The sequence below is a fragment of the Streptomyces sp. NPDC107562 genome (genome assembly GCF_055657325.1).
Map to the genome: position 1 here is coordinate 1 of NZ_JBVKBE010000011.1, position 25,931 is coordinate 25,931.

Annotated in this window: 15 protein-coding genes and 6 pseudogenes; 8 read left to right on the forward strand and 13 right to left on the reverse strand. The window is 66.5% G+C overall.

Annotation, left to right across the window (positions count from 1 at the left end):
- Positions 1–1,406 (reverse strand): PucR family transcriptional regulator (locus tag ACZ7LV_RS26760; protein WP_471942856.1); only part of this gene is annotated, 1,406 nt, incomplete at its 3' end.
- A gap of 222 nt (positions 1,407–1,628) precedes the next feature.
- Between ACZ7LV_RS26760 and ACZ7LV_RS26765 the strand changes: the two are divergent.
- Both ACZ7LV_RS26765 and ACZ7LV_RS26770 read left to right on the forward strand, forming a co-directional pair.
- Positions 1,629–2,426: pseudogene (locus ACZ7LV_RS26765) on the forward strand (FAD binding domain-containing protein).
- Between the two features lie 145 nt (positions 2,427–2,571).
- Positions 2,572–2,823 (forward strand): annotated as a pseudogene (locus tag ACZ7LV_RS26770) (TniB family NTP-binding protein); the annotation flags it as partial.
- A 189-nt stretch (positions 2,824–3,012) separates the two neighbouring features.
- On the opposite strand, the gene ACZ7LV_RS26775 reads toward ACZ7LV_RS26770, so the two are convergent.
- From ACZ7LV_RS26775 to ACZ7LV_RS26795, 5 genes are all read right to left on the reverse strand, one after another.
- On the reverse strand, positions 3,013–3,510 hold the full coding sequence (locus tag ACZ7LV_RS26775) for a hypothetical protein (RefSeq protein WP_471942858.1): 498 nt from the start codon (positions 3,508–3,510) through the stop codon (positions 3,013–3,015).
- Positions 3,507–4,124 (reverse strand): polymorphic toxin-type HINT domain-containing protein, encoded by a 618-nt coding sequence (locus ACZ7LV_RS26780; RefSeq protein WP_471943200.1) that lies wholly within the window; start codon positions 4,122–4,124, stop codon positions 3,507–3,509. Before ACZ7LV_RS26780 ends, ACZ7LV_RS26775 begins: the two co-directional genes overlap by 4 nt.
- Positions 4,088–10,384, reverse strand: a complete 6,297-nt coding sequence (locus ACZ7LV_RS26785; RefSeq protein ID WP_471942859.1) for an RHS repeat-associated core domain-containing protein — start codon at positions 10,382–10,384, stop codon at positions 4,088–4,090. Before ACZ7LV_RS26785 ends, ACZ7LV_RS26780 begins: the two co-directional genes overlap by 37 nt.
- Positions 10,385–10,542: 158 nt before the next feature.
- A complete protein-coding gene (locus tag ACZ7LV_RS26790) occupies positions 10,543–14,154 on the reverse strand; it encodes a laminin G domain-containing protein (protein WP_471942861.1) in 3,612 nt (1,203 codons plus the stop codon).
- Between the two features lie 188 nt (positions 14,155–14,342).
- Positions 14,343–14,588: a hypothetical protein gene (locus ACZ7LV_RS26795; protein WP_471942863.1), complete on the reverse strand. Its 246-nt coding sequence runs from the start codon at positions 14,586–14,588 to the stop codon at positions 14,343–14,345.
- Positions 14,589–15,013: 425 nt separating this feature from the next.
- Here ACZ7LV_RS26795 and ACZ7LV_RS26800 point away from each other — a divergent pair, with 425 nt between their 5' ends.
- Positions 15,014–16,111, forward strand: a complete 1,098-nt coding sequence (locus ACZ7LV_RS26800) for a HEAT repeat domain-containing protein (protein WP_471942865.1) — start codon at positions 15,014–15,016, stop codon at positions 16,109–16,111.
- Here ACZ7LV_RS26800 and ACZ7LV_RS26805 read toward each other — a convergent pair.
- The 3 genes and pseudogenes from ACZ7LV_RS26805 to ACZ7LV_RS26815 all read right to left on the reverse strand — a co-directional run.
- A pseudogene (locus ACZ7LV_RS26805) lies at positions 16,059–16,597 on the reverse strand (IS5 family transposase); the annotation flags it as partial. The gene ACZ7LV_RS26800 and the pseudogene ACZ7LV_RS26805 overlap by 53 nt on opposite strands.
- 97 nt (positions 16,598–16,694) lie before the next feature.
- Positions 16,695–17,411 (reverse strand): hypothetical protein, encoded by a 717-nt coding sequence (locus ACZ7LV_RS26810; RefSeq protein WP_471942867.1) that lies wholly within the window; start codon positions 17,409–17,411, stop codon positions 16,695–16,697.
- A 91-nt stretch (positions 17,412–17,502) separates the two neighbouring features.
- A pseudogene (locus tag ACZ7LV_RS26815) lies at positions 17,503–18,985 on the reverse strand (hypothetical protein); the annotation flags it as partial.
- A 264-nt stretch (positions 18,986–19,249) separates the two neighbouring features.
- Between ACZ7LV_RS26815 and ACZ7LV_RS26820 the strand changes: the two are divergent.
- From ACZ7LV_RS26820 to ACZ7LV_RS26835, 4 genes and pseudogenes are all read left to right on the forward strand, one after another.
- The gene (locus ACZ7LV_RS26820; RefSeq protein WP_471942869.1) at positions 19,250–20,383 is read left to right on the forward strand and encodes a hypothetical protein; all 1,134 of its coding nucleotides are present in this window, start codon (positions 19,250–19,252) and stop codon (positions 20,381–20,383) included.
- A gap of 136 nt (positions 20,384–20,519) precedes the next feature.
- A pseudogene (locus ACZ7LV_RS26825) lies at positions 20,520–20,612 on the forward strand (IS5/IS1182 family transposase); the annotation flags it as partial.
- A gap of 5 nt (positions 20,613–20,617) precedes the next feature.
- Positions 20,618–22,333 carry an RHS repeat-associated core domain-containing protein gene (locus tag ACZ7LV_RS26830; RefSeq protein WP_471942870.1) on the forward strand — a complete coding sequence of 572 codons (1,716 nt, stop codon included), beginning with the start codon at positions 20,618–20,620 and terminating at the stop codon, positions 22,331–22,333.
- An 85-nt stretch (positions 22,334–22,418) separates the two neighbouring features.
- Positions 22,419–22,847 carry a hypothetical protein gene (locus ACZ7LV_RS26835; RefSeq protein WP_471942872.1) on the forward strand — a complete coding sequence of 143 codons (429 nt, stop codon included), beginning with the start codon at positions 22,419–22,421 and terminating at the stop codon, positions 22,845–22,847.
- A 384-nt stretch (positions 22,848–23,231) separates the two neighbouring features.
- Here ACZ7LV_RS26835 and ACZ7LV_RS26840 read toward each other — a convergent pair whose 3' ends face one another.
- The 3 genes from ACZ7LV_RS26840 to ACZ7LV_RS26850 all read right to left on the reverse strand — a co-directional run bounded on the left by ACZ7LV_RS26840 (position 23,232) and on the right by ACZ7LV_RS26850 (position 24,992).
- Entirely contained in the window at positions 23,232–23,405 is a 174-nt protein-coding gene (locus ACZ7LV_RS26840) for a hypothetical protein (protein WP_471942874.1), read from the reverse strand.
- A 446-nt stretch (positions 23,406–23,851) separates the two neighbouring features.
- A complete protein-coding gene (locus ACZ7LV_RS26845; RefSeq protein WP_471942876.1) occupies positions 23,852–24,364 on the reverse strand; it encodes a hypothetical protein in 513 nt (170 codons plus the stop codon).
- Positions 24,365–24,383: 19 nt separating this feature from the next.
- Entirely contained in the window at positions 24,384–24,992 is a 609-nt protein-coding gene (locus tag ACZ7LV_RS26850) for a SanA/YdcF family protein (protein ID WP_471942878.1), read from the reverse strand.
- A 258-nt stretch (positions 24,993–25,250) separates the two neighbouring features.
- On the opposite strand from ACZ7LV_RS26850, the pseudogene ACZ7LV_RS26855 reads away from it, so the two are divergent.
- Positions 25,251–25,456: pseudogene (locus ACZ7LV_RS26855) on the forward strand (IS21-like element helper ATPase IstB); the annotation flags it as partial.
- Positions 25,457–25,485: 29 nt separating this feature from the next.
- Here ACZ7LV_RS26855 and ACZ7LV_RS26860 read toward each other — a convergent pair.
- Positions 25,486–25,686: a hypothetical protein gene (locus ACZ7LV_RS26860; RefSeq protein ID WP_471943202.1), complete on the reverse strand. Its 201-nt coding sequence runs from the start codon at positions 25,684–25,686 to the stop codon at positions 25,486–25,488.
- Positions 25,687–25,931: the final 245 nt, after the last annotated feature.

Sequence of the window (25,931 nt, forward strand, 5' to 3'; positions counted from 1 at the left end):
GTGTTGACGTGCACGTGCAGCGCCTCGGCGGTGCGGGCCCATGAGCCGTCGCAAGCGAGGAAGGTCCGCAGAGTGTGCAGCAGGGGCGCGGCTGAGGGGTTCGTGGTGTCGAAGAGAAGTCCGAGGACGGATCGGCTGTAGGCGGTGCGGACTCCGGTGGGCAAGCCGCTCAGCAGGGCGTCGAGGCTTGTGAAGGTGGTGGCGTCGGTGAGAAGTGAGGTGTCAGGAGCCGTGCTCCGTGCTGAAGCGAGGGCGTAACGGGCCTCGGCCAAGGCTCCGACCAGCCCTTCGGGGTCGACGGCCGGTGATCCGGCACCTCCGTGGAGCGGCAGGGACGGCTCGCATCCGGCGACGAGGGTCCAGACGTCGCGCAGGTCGTCAGCGGCGCCGCCGACGACGGCGAAGGCTGTTCCGTCCGGAAGCCGCCCCAAGGCTGACCCCTCGCCCTCTACATGCGCCACGGCCTCGGCCAGCGCGCCCTCGGTGAGTCCGTCTTGCCCGGCGCCCGTACCTGCGGTGATCACGCGGTACGGGCCTTCGGCCGGATGCAGTCCGCATGCCCGCAGTGCGGCCGCCAAGGCGGTACTCTCCGTCCCCGCCTGGGCGAGTAGTGCTCCGAGTTCGTCCGCTGCCTGGCGGGCGGCGGCCCGGCGCCGGACCTGTGCCTTCTGGCAGCGGCCCAGGACCGCGGCGACCTCGTGCAGCATGCGGGGCGGCGCGATGTCCGGGTCGGGCAGATAGAGGTGCCAGCGTTCGTAGGGTGTGGTGGCGTCGTCGGCGTCGACCGGGGCTGTCGTGCCGGTGCCGTCGATGAGCAGGGCGGCTGCCGCGGGTGCGGGGACGAGGGGCGCGGCGTGCGTGGCGGCGACCCTGCGGCCGGTTGCGGTGAGGACGTAGACGGCGGCCGACCGTCCCAGGTGGGCGAAGGCGGCGTCGGCAATCGCCTGCGGGCCCGCGTCCTGCCCGGCGAGGCGGCTCAGGCGTGCGCGGGCGTTCTCGGGCAGGGCGTGGTGGCGGCTCAGGTCCCCCCACTGCTGGAGGTACACCTTGTCGGTGATGGCCCGGAACATGACGTGGGCCGGAACGGCGGCCACCGGGATGTGATGCCGGGCGCAGGCCTTGATCAGGTCGTCCGGGACCGAGCCATGGGTCTCCTCGCCGGCGAGCAGGACTGCGGCGTCCGCGGCCCGCAGGGCGGAGACGAAGCGTTCCGCCTTGTCTCTCCCGCCTTGGGGCGTCCACCACACCAGACCACTGAGGACGACCTCGCCGGGCCGTACGAAGCGGGCAGGGTCTTCCAGGTCGGTGACCGTCACGCCGCTGATCTCCCGCCGCAGCAGGCCGTCTTCGGCCCACAGCGGGCGCAGACCGAGGGTCTCGTCCCTGAGGAGATGTTCGACGTGCATGTGTCTCGGCTCCTTGTGCGACCACCGGTTCCGGCCTTCCATCGCATGCCGTCCGGAGTTCCCGCATTAACCAGGTGACTACGGGTTTCTGCATGGTAAGTGCCAGATCAAGGGAGCGATATGCCTCTTGGTTGATGCTCCAGTATCCGCGTCGGGAAAGTCGGTGTTTCCGTGTCGTGAACCAGTCGTCCGGGGCCGGTCCACGTTGCTTCACTGAGGGTCATGGACCTGAACACGGTGGTGGAGATCCGCGATGCCCGGGTGCCCGCGCCCTGGCGGCCCGGCGACGCCTGGCTGGGCGGCGGGACATATCTGTTCTCCGAGCCGCAGCCTCACCTGCGGCGCCTGGTGGACCTGAGCCGGACCGGCTGGGCGCCCGTAGCCCTGGGCCGGGACGGCTCGCTGGAGATCGCAGCCACGTGCACCATCGCGCAGCTGTCCCGGTTCGCTAGAGGTCTTACGGCGGAGGCGGCGCCCCTGTTCGAACAGTGCTGCCGGGCGTTCCTGGCTTCGTTCAAAATCTGGAACATGGCCACCGTGGGCGGCAATCTCTGCAACGGCCTGCCGGCCGGGCCGATGATCTCCCTCACCGCTGCGCTCGACGGCGAGTGTCTGCTGTCTGCCCAGGAGGGCGTGCGTCGTCGCACGCGCGTGGTCGATTTCGTGACCGGCGCGGGGCGCAAGGACCTGGCGGAGGGCGAGCTGTTGCGGTCGGTCACGCTGCCCGCTCGCGCCCTGGCCTGCCGTACTGCGTTCCGGCAGGCGTAGCTTTACGGACTGGGCCGCTCCGGCGTGCTCGTCATCGGCACCTTGGACCCGCTTGACGGTTCGTTCGCTCTCACGGTCACCGCGTCGACGGTCCGGCCCGTGCGGCTGTGGTTCCCGCTGCCGCCGAGCGCGCTCGGGCTGCGGGCTGCGATCGACTCGGCCGTCGCGGACGAGGAGTGGTTCGACGACATCCACGGGCTGCCCGAGTGGCGGCGGCACATGACGTACCGGTACGCGGAGGAGAATACCTGACCTGTCGGCTGGCCCTCCAAGGAGGACCAGCCGACCCAGGGCACATGCTGTACTGCGGCGCCCATACCGGAACCCGTCCCCGACATCAGTAGGTGACGACCGCCCGCCCCACGACACCGCCCGTCCGGATGCGATCGATCGCGCTGTTCACGTCCAACTCGTCCTCATCGACGAAATCCACCGCCTCAGCCCCCGCACCACCACCGGCGCCCAAGCCGCCGACCTGCTCAAAGACCTCACCGAACGCCTCCGGGCCACCTTCGTCTACGCCGGCATCAACGTCACCGACACCCCCCTCTTCACCGGCACCCGCGGCGCCCAACTCGCAGGACGCGCCACCCTCATCACCGCACTCGGCAGCCCGGAGAACACCAAGACGGCGCGCTCCGACGGCGACGAACCGCCACCCTCGTCCGCTGACGTTGCCGTAACTACTGCCGTCACCCCGTGCCGAAGCCCCGCCAGGACACCTGACGGGGCTTCGGGTTTGCAGACCTACACCCGTCGTATACCCAAATTTCACCAGGGCAAAAATTCGGGGGACAGGGGGCTCGGCCTATTTTCACCAACGAAGGCTACTCGCCAATCAAGGCAACATGCCGCCGTGGCTTTCAGTGAAACTGCGAGAAACTTCCTGGATTTCAGGGTCGCCACTCTTGGCAGCTTCGCCAATCACGGCACTCAGAGCTTCCCACGCTTCAACCTCGGCCAGTACGTCAGCCAGCCCGAGATAGTCTTCGACTTCACCACCAGATAGGCGCTCCAGGGCTACCCGCGCGAATTTCGATGGATCAATTTCTTTCCGAGCTGCCCGGATCGCCTCACGGGCGGGCAGCACCCAACCAGTCGACAAGGAAAGGTCAACCAGCAGATCGAGCAGCTTCGGAACGTCCTCAGGGAAGAGATGGAGGAAATCCAGAGCGGCAGACCGATCCCACGCCGAACTGCTTGAAAGTGCCTTCGCCAGCAAACCCACGCGCGAGGGCAACTGGTTCACCTCGGCGCGACATCGAGCGACCTCTTGTTCGGCTGCCACCAAGGCACGCCATTCCTCCATACCCAGGGCATCTATTTCTGGACTCATAGCTTCTTTCCTATGTTCTGCCAGTTCATCCCTTGGATAAGCCCTACATACTCGTCGAACGACATGCGACGCGTTGGGTAGATGGTGTGGTGACCAAGTGCGCGGGGACCTCCGACCCCTCTACCGTCGGCGATAACACCCAACCCGTCGGGAAGTGGGCCCGTAGGGGTACGAACCTGCCCCTTCAGTCCGATACGGCTGGCGTTCTCCACCGAATCGAACGTCGAGAGCCCCTGCACGTCCAGAGCTTTCAGTTGCTCAGCAGTGGGCCCATTGACGAAGCCATCCGCATCCACATCGATATCTTTCCCCGGGCGAACCCTCGGCCCGCCCACCGTGTACAGAGGGCAGTCGCTGTTGTGAACGAGTACCGGCGTCTCGCCTGCCAGCACATAGTACGTGTGCAGGTCATCGACGGTGAGGTTATAGGTGATCGCATGCTGCGTGTAGCTGCGGTTGCCCGTGACCACGACGGTGTCACCGTCGTCGGTGAGTAGGAGCATGCCGGGTTGGAGATCGCCCGTTTCGACCCACTCGTTCTCGGACGGTGACCAGAAGGGGTGCTCGTGTGTCGCTGTCAGCTTCTCGATGCCGGTGTCTGTCGCGATGGACAGCTCGTTGAGTGCTTGTCATCCTCGGTGACAATGAGCCGGGTGACCTCGCGTGAGCCGGCTTCCCCGGTCTCTGGGTCGGCGGCCAAGACCTTGTCTCCGAGTTCGACGTCCTCGATGTCCTTGGTGGTTCCGTCGGCCATCAGGACGTCGGTTCCTGCGAGGAAACACTTGCAGCCGCTAGGGCTCTTTCCGCGGCCGCCTCGGATGCCCGGCCCCCGCGCACCTTCGGACAATGCCGCCCCGAGGTTCGCGACCCCCCAAGAAAACCAATAGCTGCGCTCCGAGGGGCAACCCGTTTTATCGCAAGCCCTGAGCAGCGCATTTTTGATTTCCGCATCAACGTACGGTATATCCTGGTTTTCGGCCCAGAATTCGATCCCGTACTCGGTGAGGCCGTTTAGGTGCTGATAGAAGGCTTGGATGAACTGCCGCTCGGCTGACATGTCATCAACGATGACTACGCCCGGAAGTAGGGATACGGCACCATCCTGGTCGAAGTCGACCCCGGTGCTGCCCTCTGTTTCCCAGGTGACGGGTGCTGAGTCTTCACCACGCTCGGGATGGTAATTGGAGTCTGAAGTCGGCACTCCGTTGTTGCAGTGATCGAAGACTCCTGAATGGCATTCTGGGATACCCAGTCCGCTGGCATCGGAATCGGTGACGGGGTTCTGGGCAGCGTACGAGTAGCCGTTGAGGGTCTGCGGGATTGTGAGTTGCAGAAGAGGGTCGACGCTGACGAACTGGCCGATCTGCGGGTCGTACTCGCGGGCACCTATGTGCGTGAGGCCGGTCGATTCGTCGGCAGGTGCGCCAAGGAAGGCCTTGTCGTCGGGCCAGCCGGTCGCCCTGGTTCCTCGAGTGCTGCCGAAGGGCGACGTGTAGCGCTTGGTGACCGCGTAGGTGCTGGCCTCCAGAGCGATGCTCGACGTTCCGTGGTGGTCGCCGGCGAGGAAGCTCAGCTTCGTGCCTGCTACTCCGCTGGTCGCTGTGCGGACGGCGATGTTCTGGCCGTTCGCGGTGTAGTAGCGGGTGCCGCTGAGTGTCTTTGTGGCGCCCTTGGTGGTGAGGCGTACTTCGTTGCCGCCTCCGAGATAGAGGATGGCGTCGCCGTCACCCTTGGCGCGGCGGATGAGTAGTTCACCGTCCGCGTCGTAGAGGTAGCCGGTCTCCTTAGCGCCCTCGGTGAGCGTGGTGAGTCTGCCTTCGGTGTTCCAGGCGAGCGTCTGCTGGCCCGTTGCGCCCGGGCGGGAAGTGGTGTTACCGGCGTTGTCGTAGCGGTAGGTGCCGCTGCGGGAGCCGGTGGTCTTGTCGAGGGTGTGGGGTTTGTTGTCTGTCGTGTCGTTGTAGGTGTAGGTGGTGGTTTGGACGCCTGCGGTTGTGTGCTGCGTTTCGCTCTGGCGCTGGCCGGCCTGGGTGTAGGCGTAGGTCGTCCAGTAGGGGGCTGCGCCGTCGATGTTGGCTATCGAGCGACCGGCGGTTGCGCAGTCCGCGGTCTTGGGGGTCCAGGCTTCGGTGAGGCGGCTGTAGCCGTCGTAGGTGAAGCACTGGTAGTCAGCCTTCGTGTTACCACCTTGGGTGGTGGCGTCGAAGACGGAGTTGACATTGCCAGCGTCGTCCTGGGTGTACTTGAGCTCCTGCGCCATGTAGGTGTTGACGTCGTCGGTGACGTAGGCGCGGGTCAGGCGCCTGGTGCCGGGCTCGTATTCCCAGTTGAGGTAGGCCTTCTTGGTGGAGCTGGTGCCGAGTTGGAGCTGTCGCAGGTCACCTTGTGGTGAGAAGGCGGCGCCGTGCAGGTAGCCGGTGGTTCCCGTGGAGGTGAGCTGCTGTCCGGTGGCGTTGTAGGTGTAGGAGACGATTTCGGACGGGAGGCCGCCGACAGCGGGGGACCCCGTCTGGGCGACTGTGCCGTCGGGCCGGTACGCGGCGCTCAGCGAGAGCGTTGAGGGTACTCCAGCGCTGCGGAACGCGTCGCCTTCGGGCAGGGCGAGTTGGCTGGCGGTGGCGTTGCCGAGTTGGTCGTAGGTGGTGGTGCGCTTGGTGTAGGCCTTGCCTGTGGTGATCGCGCCCCCGTCGTAGCGGACGCTTTCGTAGGGCTTGCCCTTACCCCGGGTGGCGGTGTCGAAGGTCCAGGCGGCGAGCTTGTTAGCCTCCGTTTTGTCGGTCTGCCACATGCCTGTCTTGCGGCCGAGCTCGTCGTAGCCGTACAGCAGTTTCTTGGTGCTGTCGTCGTTGGCGGTGGTGCTGACGGTCTGGTCGAGTTCGTTGTAATTGGTGGTGCTCTTGCCCTTGTCCGGGTCGATGGATTCGACCTGGCGGCCGAACAGGTCGTATGCGTAGGTCCATTCGGTCTGGTCGGGCCCGGTGATGGTGTCCTGCTGGCCGGCCGGGTGGTAGGTGAAGCGGGTGGTGGTGTAGTCGGTGCCGGTCGGCTGCGGGCCTGCGTATTCGCGGCGCTCGGCTGTCTGGCCTAGGGCGTTGGTGACCACTGCGGTGGCCTGTCCGCCGTCGGGGGCGCTGCTGGTGACCGTGTCGCCGGTGTAGGTGGTGGTGGTCGTCCAGCGGGTGACGCCGTGCGCCTTGGTCACGGTCTCGGTGGGCCGGCCAGCGCCGTCGAAGGTGGTGTCCGTCTGGATGGGGGCCTGTCCGCCGGAGACTTCGACGGGGGTCGCAGTGGGCGGCGAGGTGCTGTCGTAGATGTCGCCGTGCTGGCTGTAGGCCATTCCCCGCGTGTCGTAGCGGGTCACGGTGATGATGCGGCCGCCCTCGGCCGCAGGTGTGGGCGACTGGGTCTGGCGGGGCCTGAGCTGGGAGTCGTAGAAGGCGTAGCTGGTGTTGTAGCCGGATGCGTTGTTGTTGAGGGTGCCGGTGGACACCCAGGACATGTCTGTGTTGCTGATGTTGTAGGCGTAGACGTAGTTGGGAGTTGCGCCAAGGGACTTGGAGCGGTTGGGCAGCCAGACCTTGGTCAGGCGTCCGAGGCTGTCGTATTCGGACTGGGTGACCATGTTGTTCGGGTCGATGACCTTCGTGGCTGCGCCTGTGGCGAAGTCGACCTGGGTGGTCGTCTTGTGCAGCTTGACGTTCTCTACGTCTGTGGCGGTCAGTGGTCCTGCGGCCGCAGGGGTGTAGGTGGTCTTGGAGACCAGGTTGTCGTTGGTGTCCTTGACGATCGAGGTGCGGCCGAGGGTGTCGTAGGTGGTGGTGGCGACCTTCTGCCACAGTGGTGCGTCGGTGGTGTCGTAGGCCTTGGCGCGCCCGGTCCAGGTCGCGTCGCGCTTGGTGGGCGTCTGGGTGGCGGACCAGGTGGTGGCGGTGGGGTTGTCGTAGACGATGGCGGTGTCGGATATGACGTCGCCGGGGCGGCTGGAATCCGCAGGCAGGTCCAGGCTCGTATCGGCGGTCGCGCATGGCTTGGCGACGGTGCGGCTTCGGGAGACGAGGTTGTTGATGCCTGCGTCATCGTTGCGGGCGTACCAGGTGCGGGTGCACTTCTCGTCGCCGGTGACGGCTCGGTCGCCTTCGTCATCGACGGTGGCAGCCATGCCGTAGTCGTCGTAGGTCGTTCTGACGGTGCGGACGCGATCGAGCGGGCTGATACCGCTGGTGATCTTGGTGCGGGCGTGGGTGGCTGAGGTCCGCACGTAATAGGACTCGATGTCCGCGTACGACTTGTGCTGGGTGGCCGTGAGCTTGGACCAGGGATTGTTGATGGTGCCGGAGACTTCGCTGCTGCCGTTGTAGGTGACGGTTTCGCGGGTGAATCCGGCGTACTGGTCCAGGTCATTGATCGCGGCCGCCCGGACGCCGGTGACCGTGACGCTCTTGCGGGCGGTCGGATCAGGGGTTTTCCCGTCGGGGCCGAGGACGCGGTCGCCGTGCATTCCCCGCATGAAAACGGTGACGGTCTTGCTCTGGGTTCCGGTGGAGACGCCGGTGAGATGGGTGACACGCTCGTAGCCACGCCAGATGGACCAGGTGCGTTCCTTGGCCGGGGTCAGCGGGTCCTCGTTGTAGTGCCAAGCACCACCGGTCGAGGAGTACTGGTAGGAGTGCGCAACGGCCAGGCCGCCGCCCGTGGGGTCGCTGACGGACACGGCGCTGACCGGGTACTTCTGGAACCAGTCCAGAAGGGGTTCCTTCTCACCATTGGGTGACCAGTACACCGGGTAGCAGCGCTTGGTGTTGGTGTCGACCGTGGGCATGGTCTGCCCGTACGCGCAGTCGGCGGGCAGGTAGGTGACGGTCGTCTTGGCGCCTGCTTCCGAGGTGACGGTCTTCAGGCGGGGCTTGTGCAGCGGCAGGATGTTGTCGGGGCCGTCCGCGCGGTTGGCCAGCATCTCGTGCCCGAACTGCACCGCGTTCAGGGAGAGGTCGGTGCCGCGCTTGCCGATGTGCCGGATCTCGTCCAGCCACAGCGACTGGTCGCTGGAGTCGCCCGTGTCGCCGGGATCGAGGTAGAGATGCTTGAGCGTCCAGGCGTCCACCGGCTCGTAGGCCGGGGTCGCGGCGGCAGCGTTCCAGGCATAGGTGGTGATGCCGGTCAGGCGCTTGCGGGTGAAGAAGGTGGGCCCGGTGTTGCCGGTGCACTTGATGTCGGCCTTGCACACCGCATCGAAGGGTACGTCGGGCCAATTGTCGCGGGTGTCTTCGGTAAGTGTGTCGCAGCCGGTGCCGGTGGCCAGGCAGCGCTCCTCGTGGCCGAAGACGACCTTGTTCGAGGCGGCCGGGCTGGCGGTGAAGAGGGTGCTGGCGCGCTGACCGTAGCGGATCTCCTTCAGGTAGCCGCCGCGTACGTACTCGGTGCCGGTCGTGTCGTCGCCGAGCTTGTCGTAGTGGTTGGTCTCTGCGGTGTACCAGTAGGTGCTGGCGTTGGCGTGGGTGTCTTCGACGTAGTCGAGGTTCCACCGCCAGGCCTGGGTCTTGGCCCGGCCGGAGAAGGTGGTTCCGTCGTCGTATCCGGGTTCGCCTTCGTCGTCGCCGAAGACCGGAACCGTCCACACGGAGTTCGTGCGGTCCTCCGCACTGGCGCCGTCGAGTTTGTTCAGGCCGAAGACGTACTTGGTGCCGTCTCCAGTGGTGACGGTCCAGTGCTCGCCGTTGTCGTCACCGTTGTCCGCGCCGGAGGAGCGTGTGACGGTGGAGGCGTCGTCGTTCTGCAGCCGCCACTTTCCGCTGGTGTCGTCCTTGACGAGTTCGGTGGCCTTGCCGTTGAGAACGAGGGAAGCGTTGTCATACTTCCAGCACAAGTCGAACTTGTCGCTCTGACCGTCGTCGTCGCAGGAGCCGTACTTACGCTCGATGTAGGAGGAGGTCAGATCGAAGCCCTCACCGACCTGGCTGCCCTGGTTGTTGGTACTGGCGGTGCGCCCGTCGATGCTGCCCGAATTGTAGGACAGGGCCAGGTCTGGCTTCGGGCCGGCTGCGGCCGGCGGGACCCTCAGGGGGTAGGACCAGGTGAAGGTGCCCGAGGCGCCGCCTGCTTCCCAGGTGGAAGAGGAAGACAGCGGTGTCGCCTTGTAGTCGCCGGCACCCGACTGCGTACCCGCGGCGAGCGCCAGCATCATCGGCGCGCCGCTGGCTGGCAGGCTCAGCGGGGCGGATACGTTCTGCTGGGTGCGGTGGTTTCGGGAATCGAGCTCAGTGCGGGTGCGGCACCCGTGCTTGTCTGGGGTGCCGTCGGCGCAGTCGGGCAGACGGAACAACTGCAGTCGTCCGGCCCAGTCACCGCCGTAGGCGGAGGCGAAGGCGGAGTAGTCGACACTCAGGCGGGCTGTGCCACCGGCGGGGGCGGCGACCTTCAGCACGACGCCCTTGACGCCGAGTCGGGTCGCCTCCTTGCGGTCCAGGACCTCAAGGGTGAGGGACTTCGCCGACCGGTCCTTGCCAGTTGCGGTGGCTGTGACGGGCAGGCTGCCCGCCTTCTTCTCGGACGTCGCGCCTCGGCCGACAGGCAAGATGGCGGTGCCTGCCGTGGGCCATGTGGTCGGGTGCTGCTGGTCGTGGCGGGCGCGTTGGGCCGCCTTACGGTCCGCCTGCGAGGGCTTGTCGTTCCCTTTGGCGGTGAACGGGCGGACCTTCGCCGAACGAGGCGTCTCCAGCGTGGGAGCCCCGAGTGGATCGGGCGTGGCGCCGAAGGCGACGGGGGTGAGCAGGCCCGGGAGCATCGCCAGCCCGGTGAGGGTGGCGAGGCGTCTGGTCCAGCGGCCTGTGCTTCCGCCTCCGCGGCCCGGACCGGGCCATGGGGTGCCGAAGTGTTTCACGTGATGTCTTCCTGAGTAGGGCCAGGCAGCGTCATGCCGGGCCGTGGACAACAGGGGTGAAAGCGCCGTACATGGAGCGCACGGAGGAAGTGGGCCTGCTGGGCGGGCTCGGGCGTCATGCCTGCCGACCGCCCAGCAAGCGGTAAGAGAAGAGGCGGTTAGCCGGTGATGCCGGGTGCCATGACCTGCGATCCGATCTGGTCGGCTGTCATGGCGCCGGTCCAGACACGCAGACGCTCCAAGGCGCCGGTGAAGTAGTGGGCGGTGCTGTTGGCGGCGGTTCCGCGGCCCCAGCTCAGCTCACCGCTGCCCTGCTGCGGGGCGGTGAAGGTGCCCGCTTCTTGGGGCTGAGGCTCTTCGCCGACGTACAGGTCCAGATCGCCGTCGCCGGTGTCGGGGTGGGCCTGTGCGTCGAAGACTCCGGTGAGGGTCACCCTGGTGCCGACCTCTGCCTCGTAACTGGCCGGTACGACGGTGCTCTGGGTGACTGTTCCGTCCGGGCCCACCGCGGTGCGGGCGAACTCCCACAGGTAGATGGGTCCCGCGTCGCCCTCACGCTTGACTACCGACAACCCCCAGGAAGATTCGCCGCCCATGGTCTGCCCTGCCACCTGGGCCCGGTATCCGAGCGGCTTGCTCGCGAGCTGGTCGGTATTCAGGCGGACGTCGGCGGAGACGGTGAAGGAACCTGTCTCGTCGACCACCGGTCCCGTCGCTGCGGCATGGGCCGTACCGTCCAGGAGCAGCGCGTCGTCTTCCTCGCCGATCGTTGTTCCGGACACTGTCATGGCCGGTACGGGGTACGGCGTGTCATTGGTGATCTGGGTGCCCTGAGAGGTGGTGGCGTTCCAGTCAGCGACCAGTTCGTTGGCGGGCACCTCGTCTTCAAGCACTCGTGTCTCTTTGGCGAGTTCCGGCTCGGTCAGCGCTCGCTGCCACGCAGCAACTTCGTCCAGCAGGCCGACGTGGTAGGAGCTGTAGGTGCCTGCGGCCTTGAAGCGGCCGAACTGCAGGCCGCCGGTCGCCGTCCACGGGGTGTAGGTGGGGGCGGCCTGGGACAGGACGACCGGCTGGCCCTGAGGGCGGCCGTTGATGAACAGCTGGATGGTGTCGTTGGACGGGTCGGTGTCGGGGAGGTTGTCGCCACCCTCGGTCTTGAACACGCCCGCCAGGTGAGTCCATACGTTCAGCGGCGGCCTGTCGGTATCGGCGACCGAGCGGATGTGGACCGGGCTGGCCACGTCCTTGTCGGTGCGGTTGAACACCCACTTTTTCAGAGCGCTGGAGTAGTAAAGGGCAAAGGCGCTGCCGTTCGTACCGGGTGCGGACAGCATGACCCGGTTGGTGGAGGCGTCGCTCAGCTGCACCCAGGTGGAGATAGTGAAGGACTCCTGGGTGTTGAACACGGGGGCGGCCGTCGCCGCGTAGCTGGTCTGTTGTGCGGGATCCGTCGTACCTGCATTCAGGCCCAGCGACTTGTCACCTTCACCACGGCGTGCCTTATCCGACCATTCGATTCTGGTTCCGGCCGGCGTCGCCGTATGCGGGGCACCCGTGTCGGGAGTGTCAGTCCCGCTGCCGTTGAGGTGCCACCGGCCCACCGTGCCCTGCGCGGGCGCCACTTTGAAGGCGAACTCCTTGTACGCTCCCCACCGGTTGTGGACATCCTTCGCCCGCACCGACAGTACGGTCGTGCCGGCCAGCGGAGGGACGACATCGCTCACCGTCGTCTTCAAAGCCCCGTTTGAGGAGACCTGCTTGGGCTTGGCGTACAGCAGGTTCCACTCGTACGCGGTGACGTCGGTCTTGCCGTCCTTGATGTCGGCGGTGTTCGGCTCAAAGGTGAAGGAGCCAGGCACACCCGGACCGCCCTTGCCCTCGCAGACATCCGCGGAGCACAGGGTGTAGGGCGAAAGAGTCGCTATACGGGGCTCCTTCGGCGCCGCGGAGTCCAGCTTGAAGTAGCACCAAGAGCTGTTGTAGGGGGACCACAGGTCGTCAGGCACTGTGTTGAGGGTCCAGTGCGACCGGGTACGCGCCTTCAGGCGATAGAAACCGCCGTCGACGAGTTTGGGAGTTTCCATCCGCTCGATGTCGTTGTCCCCATGCCACCCGGTGCTGGGCGAACTTCCAGACCAGACTTGGCGCCAGGGTGCGTCGTCCCCGCGCTGCAAGAGAAACTCAGCCCGCAACAGTGCACCGGAAGTCGAGCCGACCTGCGTCTGGAGCCGGGCCTGGATGGTCGGGACATCCAAGGTGACGATGCTTGGATCGGCAGACGGATTGCAGTAGGCGGTCGTGCCAAGGCCCGGGATGATTCCGACGTTGGTCGGAACGCCGGGCTTGTAGGCGTAAATGACCTGCAGTTCGGCGTTGTCGTCGAACCGCTTCCAGGCCCGCGGCTCACTCTCGTTGTTGGCGCGCAGCATCAGCGTCAGCCGGCTGAAGGAGCCGTTCGCGAAGGAGCGGACGGTGCTGGTGAGGTTCTCGTCGGTCTCGCTGGTGTTGTCATTGAACTCGATCCAGGCATCGGGCTGGTCCGGTGAGCACAGGTCGGCGCGGCCGGCGGACACAGCGCGGTCGCCCAAGTGGTCCAGTTGGGCCGGTCCCGGCCAGCTGGTGGCCTCGGAGATGTTGTTGGTGCGTTTCAGGTCCACGGTGTAGGGGGTGCAGTTGAACGACCACGTCTCCCGCGCACGGAAGGTGGCGTCCAGCACGTGTTTGCCGGCCAGCGCAGTCGGCGCGAACTCGAAGTACATCCGGTCGATGTAGCCGCCACCACAGGTGTAGCCGTCTGCGGTGCCGCACTTGCCGACACCCTTGTCGCCTTCGAACATCCAGAACTTGTCCCCGTCAGATGAAATCTTGGTGCGCTCCTGCGCACCCAATCCCATCGGCGGGTCGATGAACACGGGGTAGACCGTCTCGGCGCCGCGCAGGAGCTGAAGGTCGGGGCGAACAGCAATGGACCCGTCCGCCACCGTCACCGGCAGGACCGCACTCGCGTCCCCTTCCCCGGGCTGCGCCGGGTCACCGGCCTCGTCCAGTGCAGCAGCGTCAGAGGTGGCGGCGGTCATCAGCTGGGGCTGGGGGGCTGACTGACTGTCCCCCGCGGAGTCCCACATCAGTCCCGCCGGGCCGCGGAATATTGCGTTGCCATCCTCGTCGAGCGCCCGCAAACCACCACCCGCGCCCGGAACCAGCCTCAGCCCATCACCGTCAGCGGTGATGACGAGGTGTTCCAGCGCAGGGTTGTGCGCAGCCTCGGGCGTCTTGACGACCAGGACCTCGCGATAGCCCTCAGCCGTGGCGGTCAACTGCAGGTCCACACCATCGAAGACATCTGGATAGGTGGCCGTGGCGCCGTCCAGGACAGGCTCCGGCAGGCTGTCGGTCCAGCCCAGGGTGACCGAGCGGCCGTCCCTGCCCAGGCGGAGCATGTCCGCGCCGGAGCCGCCGCCGGAGAACGACACGTCAACCACAGCACCCTTGGGAGCCACCCGCCCGTCAGGACGCCGCTCCAGCGTGGGATCAACCGCACCCCAGATCCCGTCGGGCTGCCTCACCCTCTGCGGAGTGGTGGACTGCGTGAGCGTCAGCGTGCCATCGGGATTGGCATGCGTCGTGGTGTATTCGCTGCGTGCCGTCGTCACCTCGACCTGCTCACCGGAGGCCTTCGCCTGGGCCAGGGCGGCAGCTTCATCCACCTCACCGGTGGCCGCGTCTGCGGCAACTGCCCTGCCGACTGAGACCCCCGGTGCCGGCAGCACGGGCAACACCGTTAGCACCAAAGAGGCGGCAACGCCCCCAGTACCGCAGCTCTTGTTCTTCGAGCCCGCAGCACGGACACCCCACCCCGCCGGAACTTCACAGATCCACCCTCAAGAAACAGAAAACACACAGGATGCAGAGAGTTAAGGCCCGGTTACGAGAGCACGTCAATCACGTGCGACTTAGATCACAAAGACTTGTCCCAGTATGGCCTGACCAGCCGAAATATCACTTGACCACCAACCAGCAACGCGCACGCCATCACCGCGAACGCGCCTCCGTCATCACCGAACGGGCGGCCCTCGGAAGGCTGCACGGCCGAGATGCTCGCCGACGCGATCTGGCGGAGCGGGTCGTGGCCGAGTTGCTCCCGGAGAACCACCCGTCGTCGTAGCGGCCCGCGGCTGACCGCTTCGGCGACGCGGAAGGTCATGGCGTCCGGGCGTCCAGGCGCCGCCCCGTAGACGGGAGTGGCCAACTGAAGTGCTAAGTCACAGTTGAGCCGAAGCACGATAGTTGTCACCGTCGGCATCCGCTGAGCTGCGCCTTCAGCCGGGCGAAGCACGCGGGTTGTCACCAAAGAAGCGCGGCATCTGTCAGCAGCTGCTCGCCGCGCATCGCGGTTGTCATCGACTGCGGCGCCCAGTATCTGTCAGATAGCGAGCCGTCACCCTGGCACTTTCGGGGAGAGTGGTTCACAGACCCCCCAAAGGCGGCAGCAGGTGAGACATGCCTGCGGGGACCCCGGCGCGAGCTGTTGTCAGTGCTGTTCGGCAGGGTGTGCATGTGACAAATCAACACGAGGAACGTGGCGCACCCATCTCGTCTGGACTGCCTTCGACGGCCAGAGAGCTGCTCATGGAAACCGAATGGGGCGCCCTGCAACACGCATACGGGAGCGCCGAGGACACCCCGCCGTACCTGTGTCAACTCCTGAACGAGGATCCCGAGGTGCAGGCTGAGGCACTGGGAATGCTCGACATGTCCGTGCTGCATCAAGGATCCCTGTACAGCTCTACCGCGCCGGCCGCACTGTTCGTCGCAGCGATCCTGACCCACCCCCGGACCTTGGCCGAGCACGAGAGCTTCTTTCCCTGGGACGACCGGACCCGACCCCTACGGGCCGCGCTGCTCGACTGGCTCGGCCAGATCGTCAACTCAGCCTCCTACGGCGAGGACCCCGGCAGCGAGGACGAATACGGGGATGAGCACGGCGGCGAGGACGAAGACGAGCTCGAAGCGATCCACGCATGCCGGAGTATCCGACGCGAGCTCTACGACGCGGTCGAACCGTTCATCGACGATCCTCATCCGGACACCCGGGAGGCAGCCCTCGGAGCGGTCACCCTGCTTCTCAAAGCTCCCGGCCTCACGGAGCTCGTCCCCCGCGCTGCCCACCGCCTGCGGAGCCTTCTCGCAGCGGACAGCAGCCGCCGAGAACGCTCCTCCGCAGCTCTGGCCCTGGGCGCCTGGGGCCAAGACACCACCGGCCTCCTCAACGATCCTGATCCAGCCGTGCGCACCTGTGCCGCTCTGGGAACCGGATGCGCGCACATGCCACACGCCACCACAGTCCTGCTCGAAGCCCTGCAAAACCCGGTGGAGGCAGACCACTGGTTCCCCGACCCACTCCCTCAATTCGACGGCTGGCTCCGCTTCACCATCCTGAAGTCCGTCCTTGACCGCGTCGACGCCTTCGAGGACCTGGCTCCGGCAGCCATGGCCCTGATACCTCTCGCCAGCGACTACACCGTCGACCGCGACTGGGGTCCGCTGCTCGTCAAAGCCTTCCCCGCCGGCTACAGCCCCGGCCTGCCACTGTCGGCCGCGCAACGAGAACTTCTGCAAGCCGTCACCGCCAATGAAAACTGCTGGGGGAACATTGGCAACAAATTCCGCTGGCTCAGGGAAGTCGGACTGCCAGAGCAGCGCAACGCCATCCAAGCCCTGCTATGATCACACGGCCGCCGGCTGACCTGGTCCAGCGAGCCGACCAGAGGAAGATGCCCGCGATGTAGAGTCCAGCCAGGTAGATGGTCGCGGTCTTTTCGTAGCGGGTGGCGATACCGCGCCACTGCTTGAGACGGTTGATGCACCGCTTGACGGTGTTGCGCTACTTGTACATCTCCAGGTCGAAGGCGGGCGGTCTGCCGCCAGCCTGTCCATGCCGTCGCCGGTTAGCTTGCTGGTCAGCCCGTTCCGGGATCACCGCGCGAATACCGCGTCTGCGCAGGTGGACCGGATCGCGCGGGAGGAGTACGCCTTGTCGGCCAGGACCACGTCTGGCCTGGTGTGGGGTCGTCCACGACGTCGTGGCACGCGTAGGCGGGCCATCACCTCCATGAAGGCGGGTTCGTCGCCGGCCTGTCCGGCGGTGAGGTAGAACGCCAGTGGCCGGCAGCGGTCGTCGGCCGCAAGGTGGATCTTCATGGTCAGTCCACCGCATGGCTGCGTTGGTGAAACCTGGGTCTGGTCCAACTTCTGTGGAGCGGTAACGCTGCGTGCCGTCGTAAGCCTGCACCGCGAGGGTTTGCCGTGATCACTCTCCCGGAGACGGGAGGTTCGCAGCCGTGTACTCCGCCGCGATGTCGAATGTGCTGGCACAGCGAGGACACTCGGCTCGCCCGAAGAGGCAGGTGAGCCCTTTGGCGAGCCAGTCCTGGCCGTCACGGACGGCCGTGTCGTACATCCAGCGTCCGGTGCCGACGAGATCTTCGGGCGAAGCGGGCTTCAGTTCGCGCTTTTCCGTATCTCCGGCATGCCAGTCCCGGATGGCCGAATACCGACCGTAGTCGCCGATGGCGACGGTCACCTTTACGTCGCAGCATGGGCAGCGCAGGTGGTAGAAGTCGTCCGTGAAGTCACTCAGTACGGCACTCCAGTGGTACTGGCCATTGGCTGCCAGCAGGTCGCGGAAGGCATGGAGGTAGCCGGTCGGCCGCGACTTCAGTCGTTGGTCCAGTAGCTTCCGTAGTAGGGCCACCACGTCGGTACATTTCAGCAGCAGGTCGTCAGCACCGTGCTCCTGGAGGGCTCCGCGCATGATCGACCCGGCCAGGCTCAGCGCTTCAGGACTTCTCTGACCAAGCGCCACGAGCCGTGGAAGTGCGGCAAAGCTCGCCGGAACCACGGTCTCTCCTTCGAGGCACAGTGCGTCCCAAAGGTGATCCCATGCCTCGGCGCCTTCATCATGTTCCACTTGGTCCAGAAGGGCGGGCACTCGGCCGGCAGTCCCGAGGGGGTCGAGTACCTGCATCCAATCGATCATTGGGTATTCAACCGTCCCGGAGCAGGTCATGGTCAAGCGTGGCTCGGATCGGGCGTTCAGACGCTCGTCATGCGGCGAGCAGGACTCGTTTCCGCAGGAGACCGAAGCCGGCCCGGCCGTACATCTGTCGCTTGAACATCTTGATCCGGTTGACGTGTCCTTCGACGACGCCCGAGCTCCACGGCAGGGTCAGACCGGCAGTCACGGCGGCGAGATCGCGTTCGAGGCCGTTGACGAAGGTGTGGAGGCTGGGCAGGTCGTCAGCGCGGACCGCCTTGATCTGGGAGCTGGTCGCCCTGGAGCTGGGTGAGCATCTTCCCGAACGCGCGGACGTGCCCGGTGAGGGCATCCAGTTCGGGGCAGCCGGCAAGGACAGCTTTGAGCCTCAGGCGCTCGCTCTCCGGCAGGGTGTCGGGGTGGGACAGGATCCAGCCGGTGACCGTGCGTGGGGACGGCGGACGGGCTGCAGGTGCGGTCGGCGATGTGCGGAACGGCTGGAGGTAGGCGCGGATGGCGCCGTAGCCGCCCGTGTAGCCGTGAGCCTTGATCTCTTCCCAGAGGGCCCAGGCGTTCGTGCAACCCTGGGCCTATCGCTCGTGCAGGTACGGCTTGAAGTCGTCGAGATTGGTCCTGCGGTTCTGCCACTGCCCCTGGAACAGGTCTTCCGGCCTCGCGGCGTCGGCCAGCCGTTGGACGGTGCGATAGGTCATGCCGAGCTGACGCTGGATCGAGCGCCGACTGTGGCCAGCGGCCAGCAGCGCGTGGACAGTGGCGTGCTTGGCGCGGGTGCGGTCGGCGAACCGGTGCCCTGTGGGCCATGGCGACCCGCTCTCGGCCGGTTCCGGTGTCGGAGCCTTCTCCGGCACAGACTCGGCGAAGGTCGCGCGGAGGCACGGGCGGTGGCGGGAGACGCACCGCTCGGCTGCCTCGCCAAGGTTGCGCCAGAGGTGGAACCGGTCGGCGACCTGAACAGCCGTGGGCGCCCCGATGCTGGCGCCCTCGGCGAAGAACGGGGCGCGGTCGCGGCAGACGACCTCGATCCCCGGATGTTCGATCAGCCAGGCCGCGACAGTGCCCACCCCGCGATCCGGCAGCAGGTCCACCGGCCTGCGGGTCTCGACGTCGACCAGCACGGTCCCGTAGACACGGCCCTTGCGCATGGCGTACTCGTCGACGCCGACCACACGCGGGACCTGTGACTGGGGCTCCGGGAGGGCGTCGATCAGCCGCAGGATCGTGTTCCGGCTGGCCCTCGCCCCGAAGACATCGGCCAGTCGGGCACCGGCGCGACCGGCCAGGGCGAGGCCGACCTCGGCAAGGACTGACCGCATTCGTTCGGTCCGCTGGCTGTGCCGCCGGCTCAGGCCCGCGACCTGCTCAACGAACGTCCGCCGCCCGCAGGAGACGTCTTCGCATGTGAAGCGGCGGACACGAAGCCGCAGCACCACCCGCCGTCCCGCCACGGGAAGGTCAGCGGGAAACCGCAGGTATGAGCCGTGCACCCGCCCGGACCAGCTTGCGCAGCCTGGGCACCGAGCCCCGGCCTGTCCGGCATCTGACACCGACTCGGATTACCTCGCCGTCATCCTGCACCGACTCCACCCTGATCCCCGGATCCGCGAGGAAGAGCAGCTCTTCCAGCCGGAGCAATACCTCGCCCACAGCCCAGCACCATCAGCCCAAACGCGGCCGGCACCGGCGGTTTCCAGACGATCTCGTGTGACTGAACGCGATAGGTGGCCCCTGAGCATTCCGGTTGGCCCGACCGCATTTCGCCCTGAGAAAGGTGCCTTCCGGGTTCTCGGCGCTTCGTAGTGTGTCGGGATGTGCCCCTGGATGTCCGGCAGCCGACCGGCGGGGGCGGACGGGCGGGCGGGCGGGCAAGGCAGGATCGAGCTCTGGGGATTCGATGGTGGGGGTGTGGTGTGAGGGATTGGCGGACCGATCCGGCGTTCGAGATGAGCGGGGTGCTGGTGGACGGGGCGGATCTGGCCTCGTTTGCGGGAGGCGCGTTCGATGTGCGGGCGGTGGTGGCCGGCATTCAGTCCGGGGCCCACAGCGGGTTGCTTCTCGACGCCGTTCCGTGGGGGAACTATTCCTACGGGGACGATGCCCGGAAGGCCGTTCACCTGCTGCTGCACACCGGCGAGGATCCCGCAAGCCACGCGACGGACGTGCTGGGGGGCCTGTGTGCCAACGACAGCCGGGCCGCCGTTGCCCTTGCCGTACCGTTCCTGATCCCCATCGCCACCGATGCCCACCACCCACACCGTGCCGCCGCCCTCGGCGTACTCTCCAGCCCGGCCCGCGCCCGGCACTTCGGCGTCGCCTCCCGCGATGAACTCCTTCTCCACCGCACCGATCCTCGGCACCACGCCCCCGACGACTACGACGACTACGGCGTCGAGGTGACCGGCTACCCGGCAGGCTGGTCGGTGAGCGCCGCCCGAGCCGCGATCACCGCCAAAGCACCCGTGCTCCTGCCCCTTCTCAACGACTCCGACCCCACCATCCGCATCGACGCCGCCTACGTTCTGGCCACCGCCGCCGACCCCGACCACACGGTCCGAAGCGACCTCGCTGCCAGGTTCGTCACGGAGCATGACGCCATAGTCCGTGCCGCCTTGCTCCTCGCCGCCGCGGAGACCAGCCGGGCCCACGCACATCCGCCGACCGTCCGGTGGCTCCGTGAGCGGTGGCAAGACTGGACAGAGGCCCCCGAAGTCCGCCTGGCTGCGGCGATCGGCTGGCTCTGCCTCACGGACGAACCCGTCCCCGAGGACCTCCACCAGACCATCAACACTTTCGCCACAGACGAACGCGCGCATGCCATGGACGTCCTGCCGTGGATGAACGCCGCCGCCGGATTCGGTGAACCGGGACTCCGGCGCTGTATTCGCTGCATGCTCCACCCCGAAGAGCCCGAACCGTCGGACGACCCCTGGGCCTCCTCGCTTTGAGCGCCCGGCCTCGGCGCCGTTTGTGCATCGAAGTTGTCCACCGGGGCAGGTACGGTGCTCGGTCACATCTCGCGGGACCTACCAGCAAGGTCCACGGTCACAGGGAGTAGGCACACCACAGAAGTTGGACCAGAACCTCCGCTGGGAACGACGCGACGACATCCACGAAGCGTTCCTCGGCCTCGCCGTCTGCCTGATCACCCACCGGCACGTCCAGAGGCTTTGTTAGGGCCAGTGAGTGAGGCCTGGACGCCGAAGACGGCCGACTGCTCCACGACCGGCCGCACCGTGGCCAACCTCGGCGGCGCGGCCCCGTACTGGACCAGCTACACCTACACAGCGTCCGGCCAGCGCCAGACCGAGACCCGCAACACGGCGGTCCCGACCCCCATCACCACCACCTACTGCTACGACCCCGCCCGCAAGCACGCCCTGAAGTCGACCACGACCGCGGCGACGTGCGACCCGGCGACAACCGCCCAGTACACCTACGACGCGGCCGGCAACACCGAGAACCGTGTGGAGTCCGCGGGATCCGCCACCAAGCAGTCCCTGCTCTGGAACCCCGAGGGGAGCCTGAGCAGGCTCACCGAGGGCACCGCGGCCACCGACTACCTGTACGACGCCGACGGCACCCTCCTCATCCGCCGCAGCACCGCGACGGACGGCGAGACCGTGCTGTACCCCGGAGCCACCGAGGTGCACCTAAAGAGCGGCAAGAAGTGGGCCAACCGCTCCTACGCGGTGGGCGGGGCCAACATCGCGGTGCGCAGCAACGCCTCCGGCACCGAGAAGGTGCACTATCTCTCGGGTGACCACCACGGCACCAGCACCGTCTCCGTCAGCAGCGACAGCACTCAGGCGCTGAGCAAGCGGTACACCACGCCCTTCGGCGCGGTCCGCGGCAGCGCGGTCGGTACCTGGCCGGACGACAAGGGCTTCCTCGGCAAGAGCGCCGACAGCTCCACCGGCCTCACCCAGGTCGGCGCTCGCGCGTACGACACCTCCACGGGTCAGTTCATCAGCATCGACCCGCTGCTGATGCCGGACCAGCACCAGTCGCTCAACGGCTACAGCTACGCCAACAACAACCCGACGACCGTCGCCGACCCGTCCGGACTCGGCGTGCCCGAGTGCCACACCGGTGAGATCTCCTGCACGGGCGGCATCCCGGACACCGAGGCGGAGCGCAACGCCAAGGGCTGGAAGCCCAGGAAAAACAGCAGCGCCGCGGGCACCTCGTACGTCTACAAGGACGGCCGCTCCGGCAGCGCCCCGCCGGGCGCGTCGCGGTACTCGCGGAGCATCGAGGAGATCCTCTTCACCAACCACGAGATCGCGGCGATGCTCCGCAAGGAACGGGTGAATCAGATCCTCGACGGGAAGTGGGACCTCTCCAACCCCATCGACGAGATGGTCGAGGAGATGAACGAGGACATGTGCCGCCGTGGCGCGCGGGACGGCTGCGGAGCGTTCAACCTCGGTGACGACCTGAAGGACTGGCTGACGGGCGGCATGGACCGCGACGAAGCCGAAGAGGTCATGGAGCGGATCGACGAGTCCTGGAAGCGCAAGAACACCAAGAAGGGCGCCAGCGAATTCGGATTCGACAAGCCGGACGAATTCCAGCTGGCCCTGACGCTGGCGATCATGGGGCATAAGGTGATGTCCCGGAACGACGACCAGAAGGCGCCGCACGCGGGTGACGCCTGGGTCGACGACAAGCGGGCCGACTTCAAGTCGATGACGAGCCATCGCAGTGACGGACTCAAGAAGCACCTGGAGAAGGCGGACAGACATCAGCAGGTGAACGTCGCCTACGTGGACCTGCGGCCCGGCGGAATGAGTGAAGACGCCGCCAAGGACGGCCTCAGGCAGTTCTCCCACAAGGGGCATCTGGAGCGTGCCGTGATCATCGGCAGAGACTTCATAATCAACGAGGACTTCTAGGCCGGTCCTCCGGAACGGGGAGCCGCCGCCCGCCTCGGCGGGCGGCGGCTCCCCGCCGTCCATGGCAACCTGGAGAGAGATTCCGATGACAGATTTCGCGCAGTACGACGGTTACAAGAAGGACTTCGACTTCTATGTCGGGCCCGCGCAGCCGGACGGCTTCCGGAGCGGAGAATTCGGCGACCGCCTGTGGGCGGACGTCTCCCGCATCCTGGGAACACCGTTCGACGGTGGCACGATCACACCCGACGACCACGACGGATACACCTACTGGTTCGACAACAACGACCTGAGCGCTTCCCTGTACTCCGGCCCGCGCGAACCAGGCTCGGGAGCGCTGGACCAGGTGCCCGCGATACTCACCGTGATCTCACGGTCAGAGAACGTCGCGAGTTCGGAGCTGGCCGAACGGCTCTACACTGGGCTGACCGGGGCCGACGGCTACCTCGTGGTGGTGCTCGCGGACGACGGGATGCCGATCGCTGCCAACTTCGACATCGGCGACGGCTGGTGAACCCGGCCGCGCCACCCTCATCACCTGCGGCCCCCTCCCCGCCCGCCATGGCAACCGGCGCCCCTTCACCGACGTCATCATCGCCACACAATGCAGATCCCGGACCTCCACCACGCCGCGCCGGGAAGCCAGCATCGCAGCCACGGCATCCGGGTCCACGCCCGCGGGAGTAGCTTCCAAGAGGATCCACTCCGAACGACGCAGCAGTACTGTCCCGGCACGCAGCATGACCGCAGCCACCAGCCGAGACGCCAGCGCATCCGCCCGGGTGAAGCCGGTGGTGAGCATCACCGCGCCGGCCACGGCGGTGCCCAGGCAGCCGATCAGGTCCGTCAGCACATGCTGGTAGGGGCCCTCCTTCCGCTGCCGGATCATCTGAGTCGGCTAGGCGCCCACCGCCGTCTTGGAGGCCACCAAGCCGATGAGCACCGGCAGCAGTTCGGCATCGCTGCGGGGCTTGAGCCCGGCCTTGGCGGCCTGTCGCAGGACGTCCCCGGCGTGGGCATCGGAGAAAGCCAGCGCCTCCTGGCCTGGCGGGAGTCCGTTCCAGAGCAGCAATTTGCGCCGCTTTGCGCATCTAGCGCTGCTAGATAATGCACAGCGAATACCCGCACTCCTCGAACATCGGAGTCAACCCCTTCCGGAGCCACCGTCGTCTCACGGCACGGTGTGGCCGAGGCCGGACCGTTTTCACTCAAGGCGAACCCCTCTCCATAACGTCGCTCGCGCCCGATCGCGCTATCAACGCCTCGGCCCGCTGGTAGCGCCCCCGGGCCCCTGCTGCGCACGACGCTTGTTTCTGAACCTCGGATGCACGACGATCGTCAGCCATGCGATTCGCGGCAGGCTTTCGTGCCTGAAGGGTGAGGGATGGCGACTCGTCGATGGCTCCAGGTCCTGGCCTATGTTCTGTTCACCGTCGGCCTGGTCATGTTCTTCATCAACGCCGAGGCGGTTTTGAACGGCAACGCCGTCGAGTGCGACGGCAGCCCGATGAGACCAGGTCAGTGGTGTGCAAGTTTCAGCGGCGGCGGAAGCGTCAGCTTCGACGAGGAGAAGCAGAAGCCAGCCGCCGGCCTTCTGCGCGGCGGCCTTTTCTTCCGGTCCTGGCCCTCCTCGCACAGGTTCGGGTGCGACTGCCGCTTACCCCAGTCCCGGTTGTAGCCGACCACCTTCCACCTCTCGTCGGTGAACTTCTGACCGCAGTCCGCGCACACCCGCCGCCGCGCTTCCCGCTCCGCGGCCTCCCGCTCTGCACGGCGCCGCTGTTCTTCCCGGGCGGCCTGGCGGCGGCGGGCGAGGTCGGCATCCCGGCGGGCATTGCCGATCGCCGCCAGCAGTGGCTCACGGTGGTCGCGGCCGAAGCGCCAGAATGCGGGCCCGGCCGGGTCGTGCTCGCGCAGCTCCTCCAGCGTGGTCGCCACGATCGGGATGCAGCGGTCGTAGGAGTGGTAACCGCCCCCGGGAAGCCACCGCCCTTGCCAGTGATGGCGGGTGAGGTCGGCGACCCTGGCCAAGAGCACTCCATCCAACCAACTACGAGGCGACTTCTATCTCCAGCGCTCGACGCACTCCGTCGCTCTCAGGTTCAAGGACTGCCGGATCCGGGGTGACCGCCGCTTCGTACGCGGCCTTGAAGGCAGCCCCAAGCTCGCGCACGCTTCCGCTGTACCACCGTGGTCCGCGCGGCTCACTGACTCCGATCCCATACGCCCCCATACCAGCCGCCCTGCATAGGGCCAAAGCGCGCCGAATGTGAAAGTCCTGGCTGATCAGAAGAGCCTCGGTGACGCCATAGATTCGCATGGCACGAGTGCAGGAGTCCCATGTATCGAATCCAGCATGGTCACGTACAATCCTCGAGCGTGGCACACCACGTTCGGCCAGGAACTCCATCATGACGTCGGGTTCACTGCCCTCCGGACTGTCCGCACCAGACACCAGGAATGCCTGTACCTTCCCCTGATTCCACAGCTCAACGGCCGCTTCAAGACGGTGTGCCAAGAAGGACATAGGCTTTTGGTCGTGCAGGCCAGCACCAAAGACTATGGCGACCGGAGTGGCACGCGCATCCGCCACGGAGTGCAAGCGACCGCCAGTGCACAAGTGAAGCCAAGTGCAGGGCAACAGTGCTGCAATGATCATTACTACCACTGCCCGGACGGCCAACCGCTGTATGCGCCTGGATGAGCCTGCCGTGCCGTCTGGACTTGATGTACTGCCCGTCTTCAACGATGGTCAACTTTCCCGCTGCGTCTGTTTTGGCCATGCCCGCCGAGTCGATCGATCCGGACGCCGGACGCGTCCGTAGAAGACGGTCTTAACCCGGTAGGCCTGATCGCACGATGACCGGCTTTGGCGAGGCCATTGATCCGCAGGTATGACCAGACTTATCGGCAAGTTGTGACCGAGCAGGCTGCCACCTCGGTCGACCAGACGTGCCGGATGAGCGGCTGCCGACCATCCGGTCCCAGTCCCCCGAACTCGCCGAGACCGCCGGCCGCGAGCAGATGTCCCACCTCGGCTTCCTCTCCCAACTGCTGCGGGCCGAGTGCGACGACAGGGCTCGGCGCCGCTCCGAGCGCAGGATCAAGGCCGCCGGGTTCCCCGCGACAAGTCGCTCCTGCGCGTGCCGGGATCACTCCTCCGGCAGCTGCCGCATCTCGATCACGTGCAGCCCGAGCGACTGGCAGCGCAGCAACAACCTGTACAGCTCGGACGGCTCGCCCACCGAGCCGAACAGAACGGTCTGCCCGCCTACGACCACATGATCCAGCTCGGGGAAAGCCTCCGCGAGAGTCTGCGATATTTCACCGTCGATACGTATCTCACATCGCATCGCTTGCCTGTTCTCACGGCTCCCGCGTACGCCGCCTGCCCTGACCCTTGCCACTATGGCGTCGTCTGGCTTTCTGAGCCTTCACCCGGAAAAGGTGAGAAATTCCGGGTGCTGGCTGGCCTGTCGGTCTGGAGTATGCGGCAGCGGAACGAGCTGCATGATGACCGTACTTGGGGAACGCCTGGGACCCCATCGCCGGCCGGTTGTTCAGGTGCGGGCTTCCGCAGCCTTCCGGCGGTGATCAT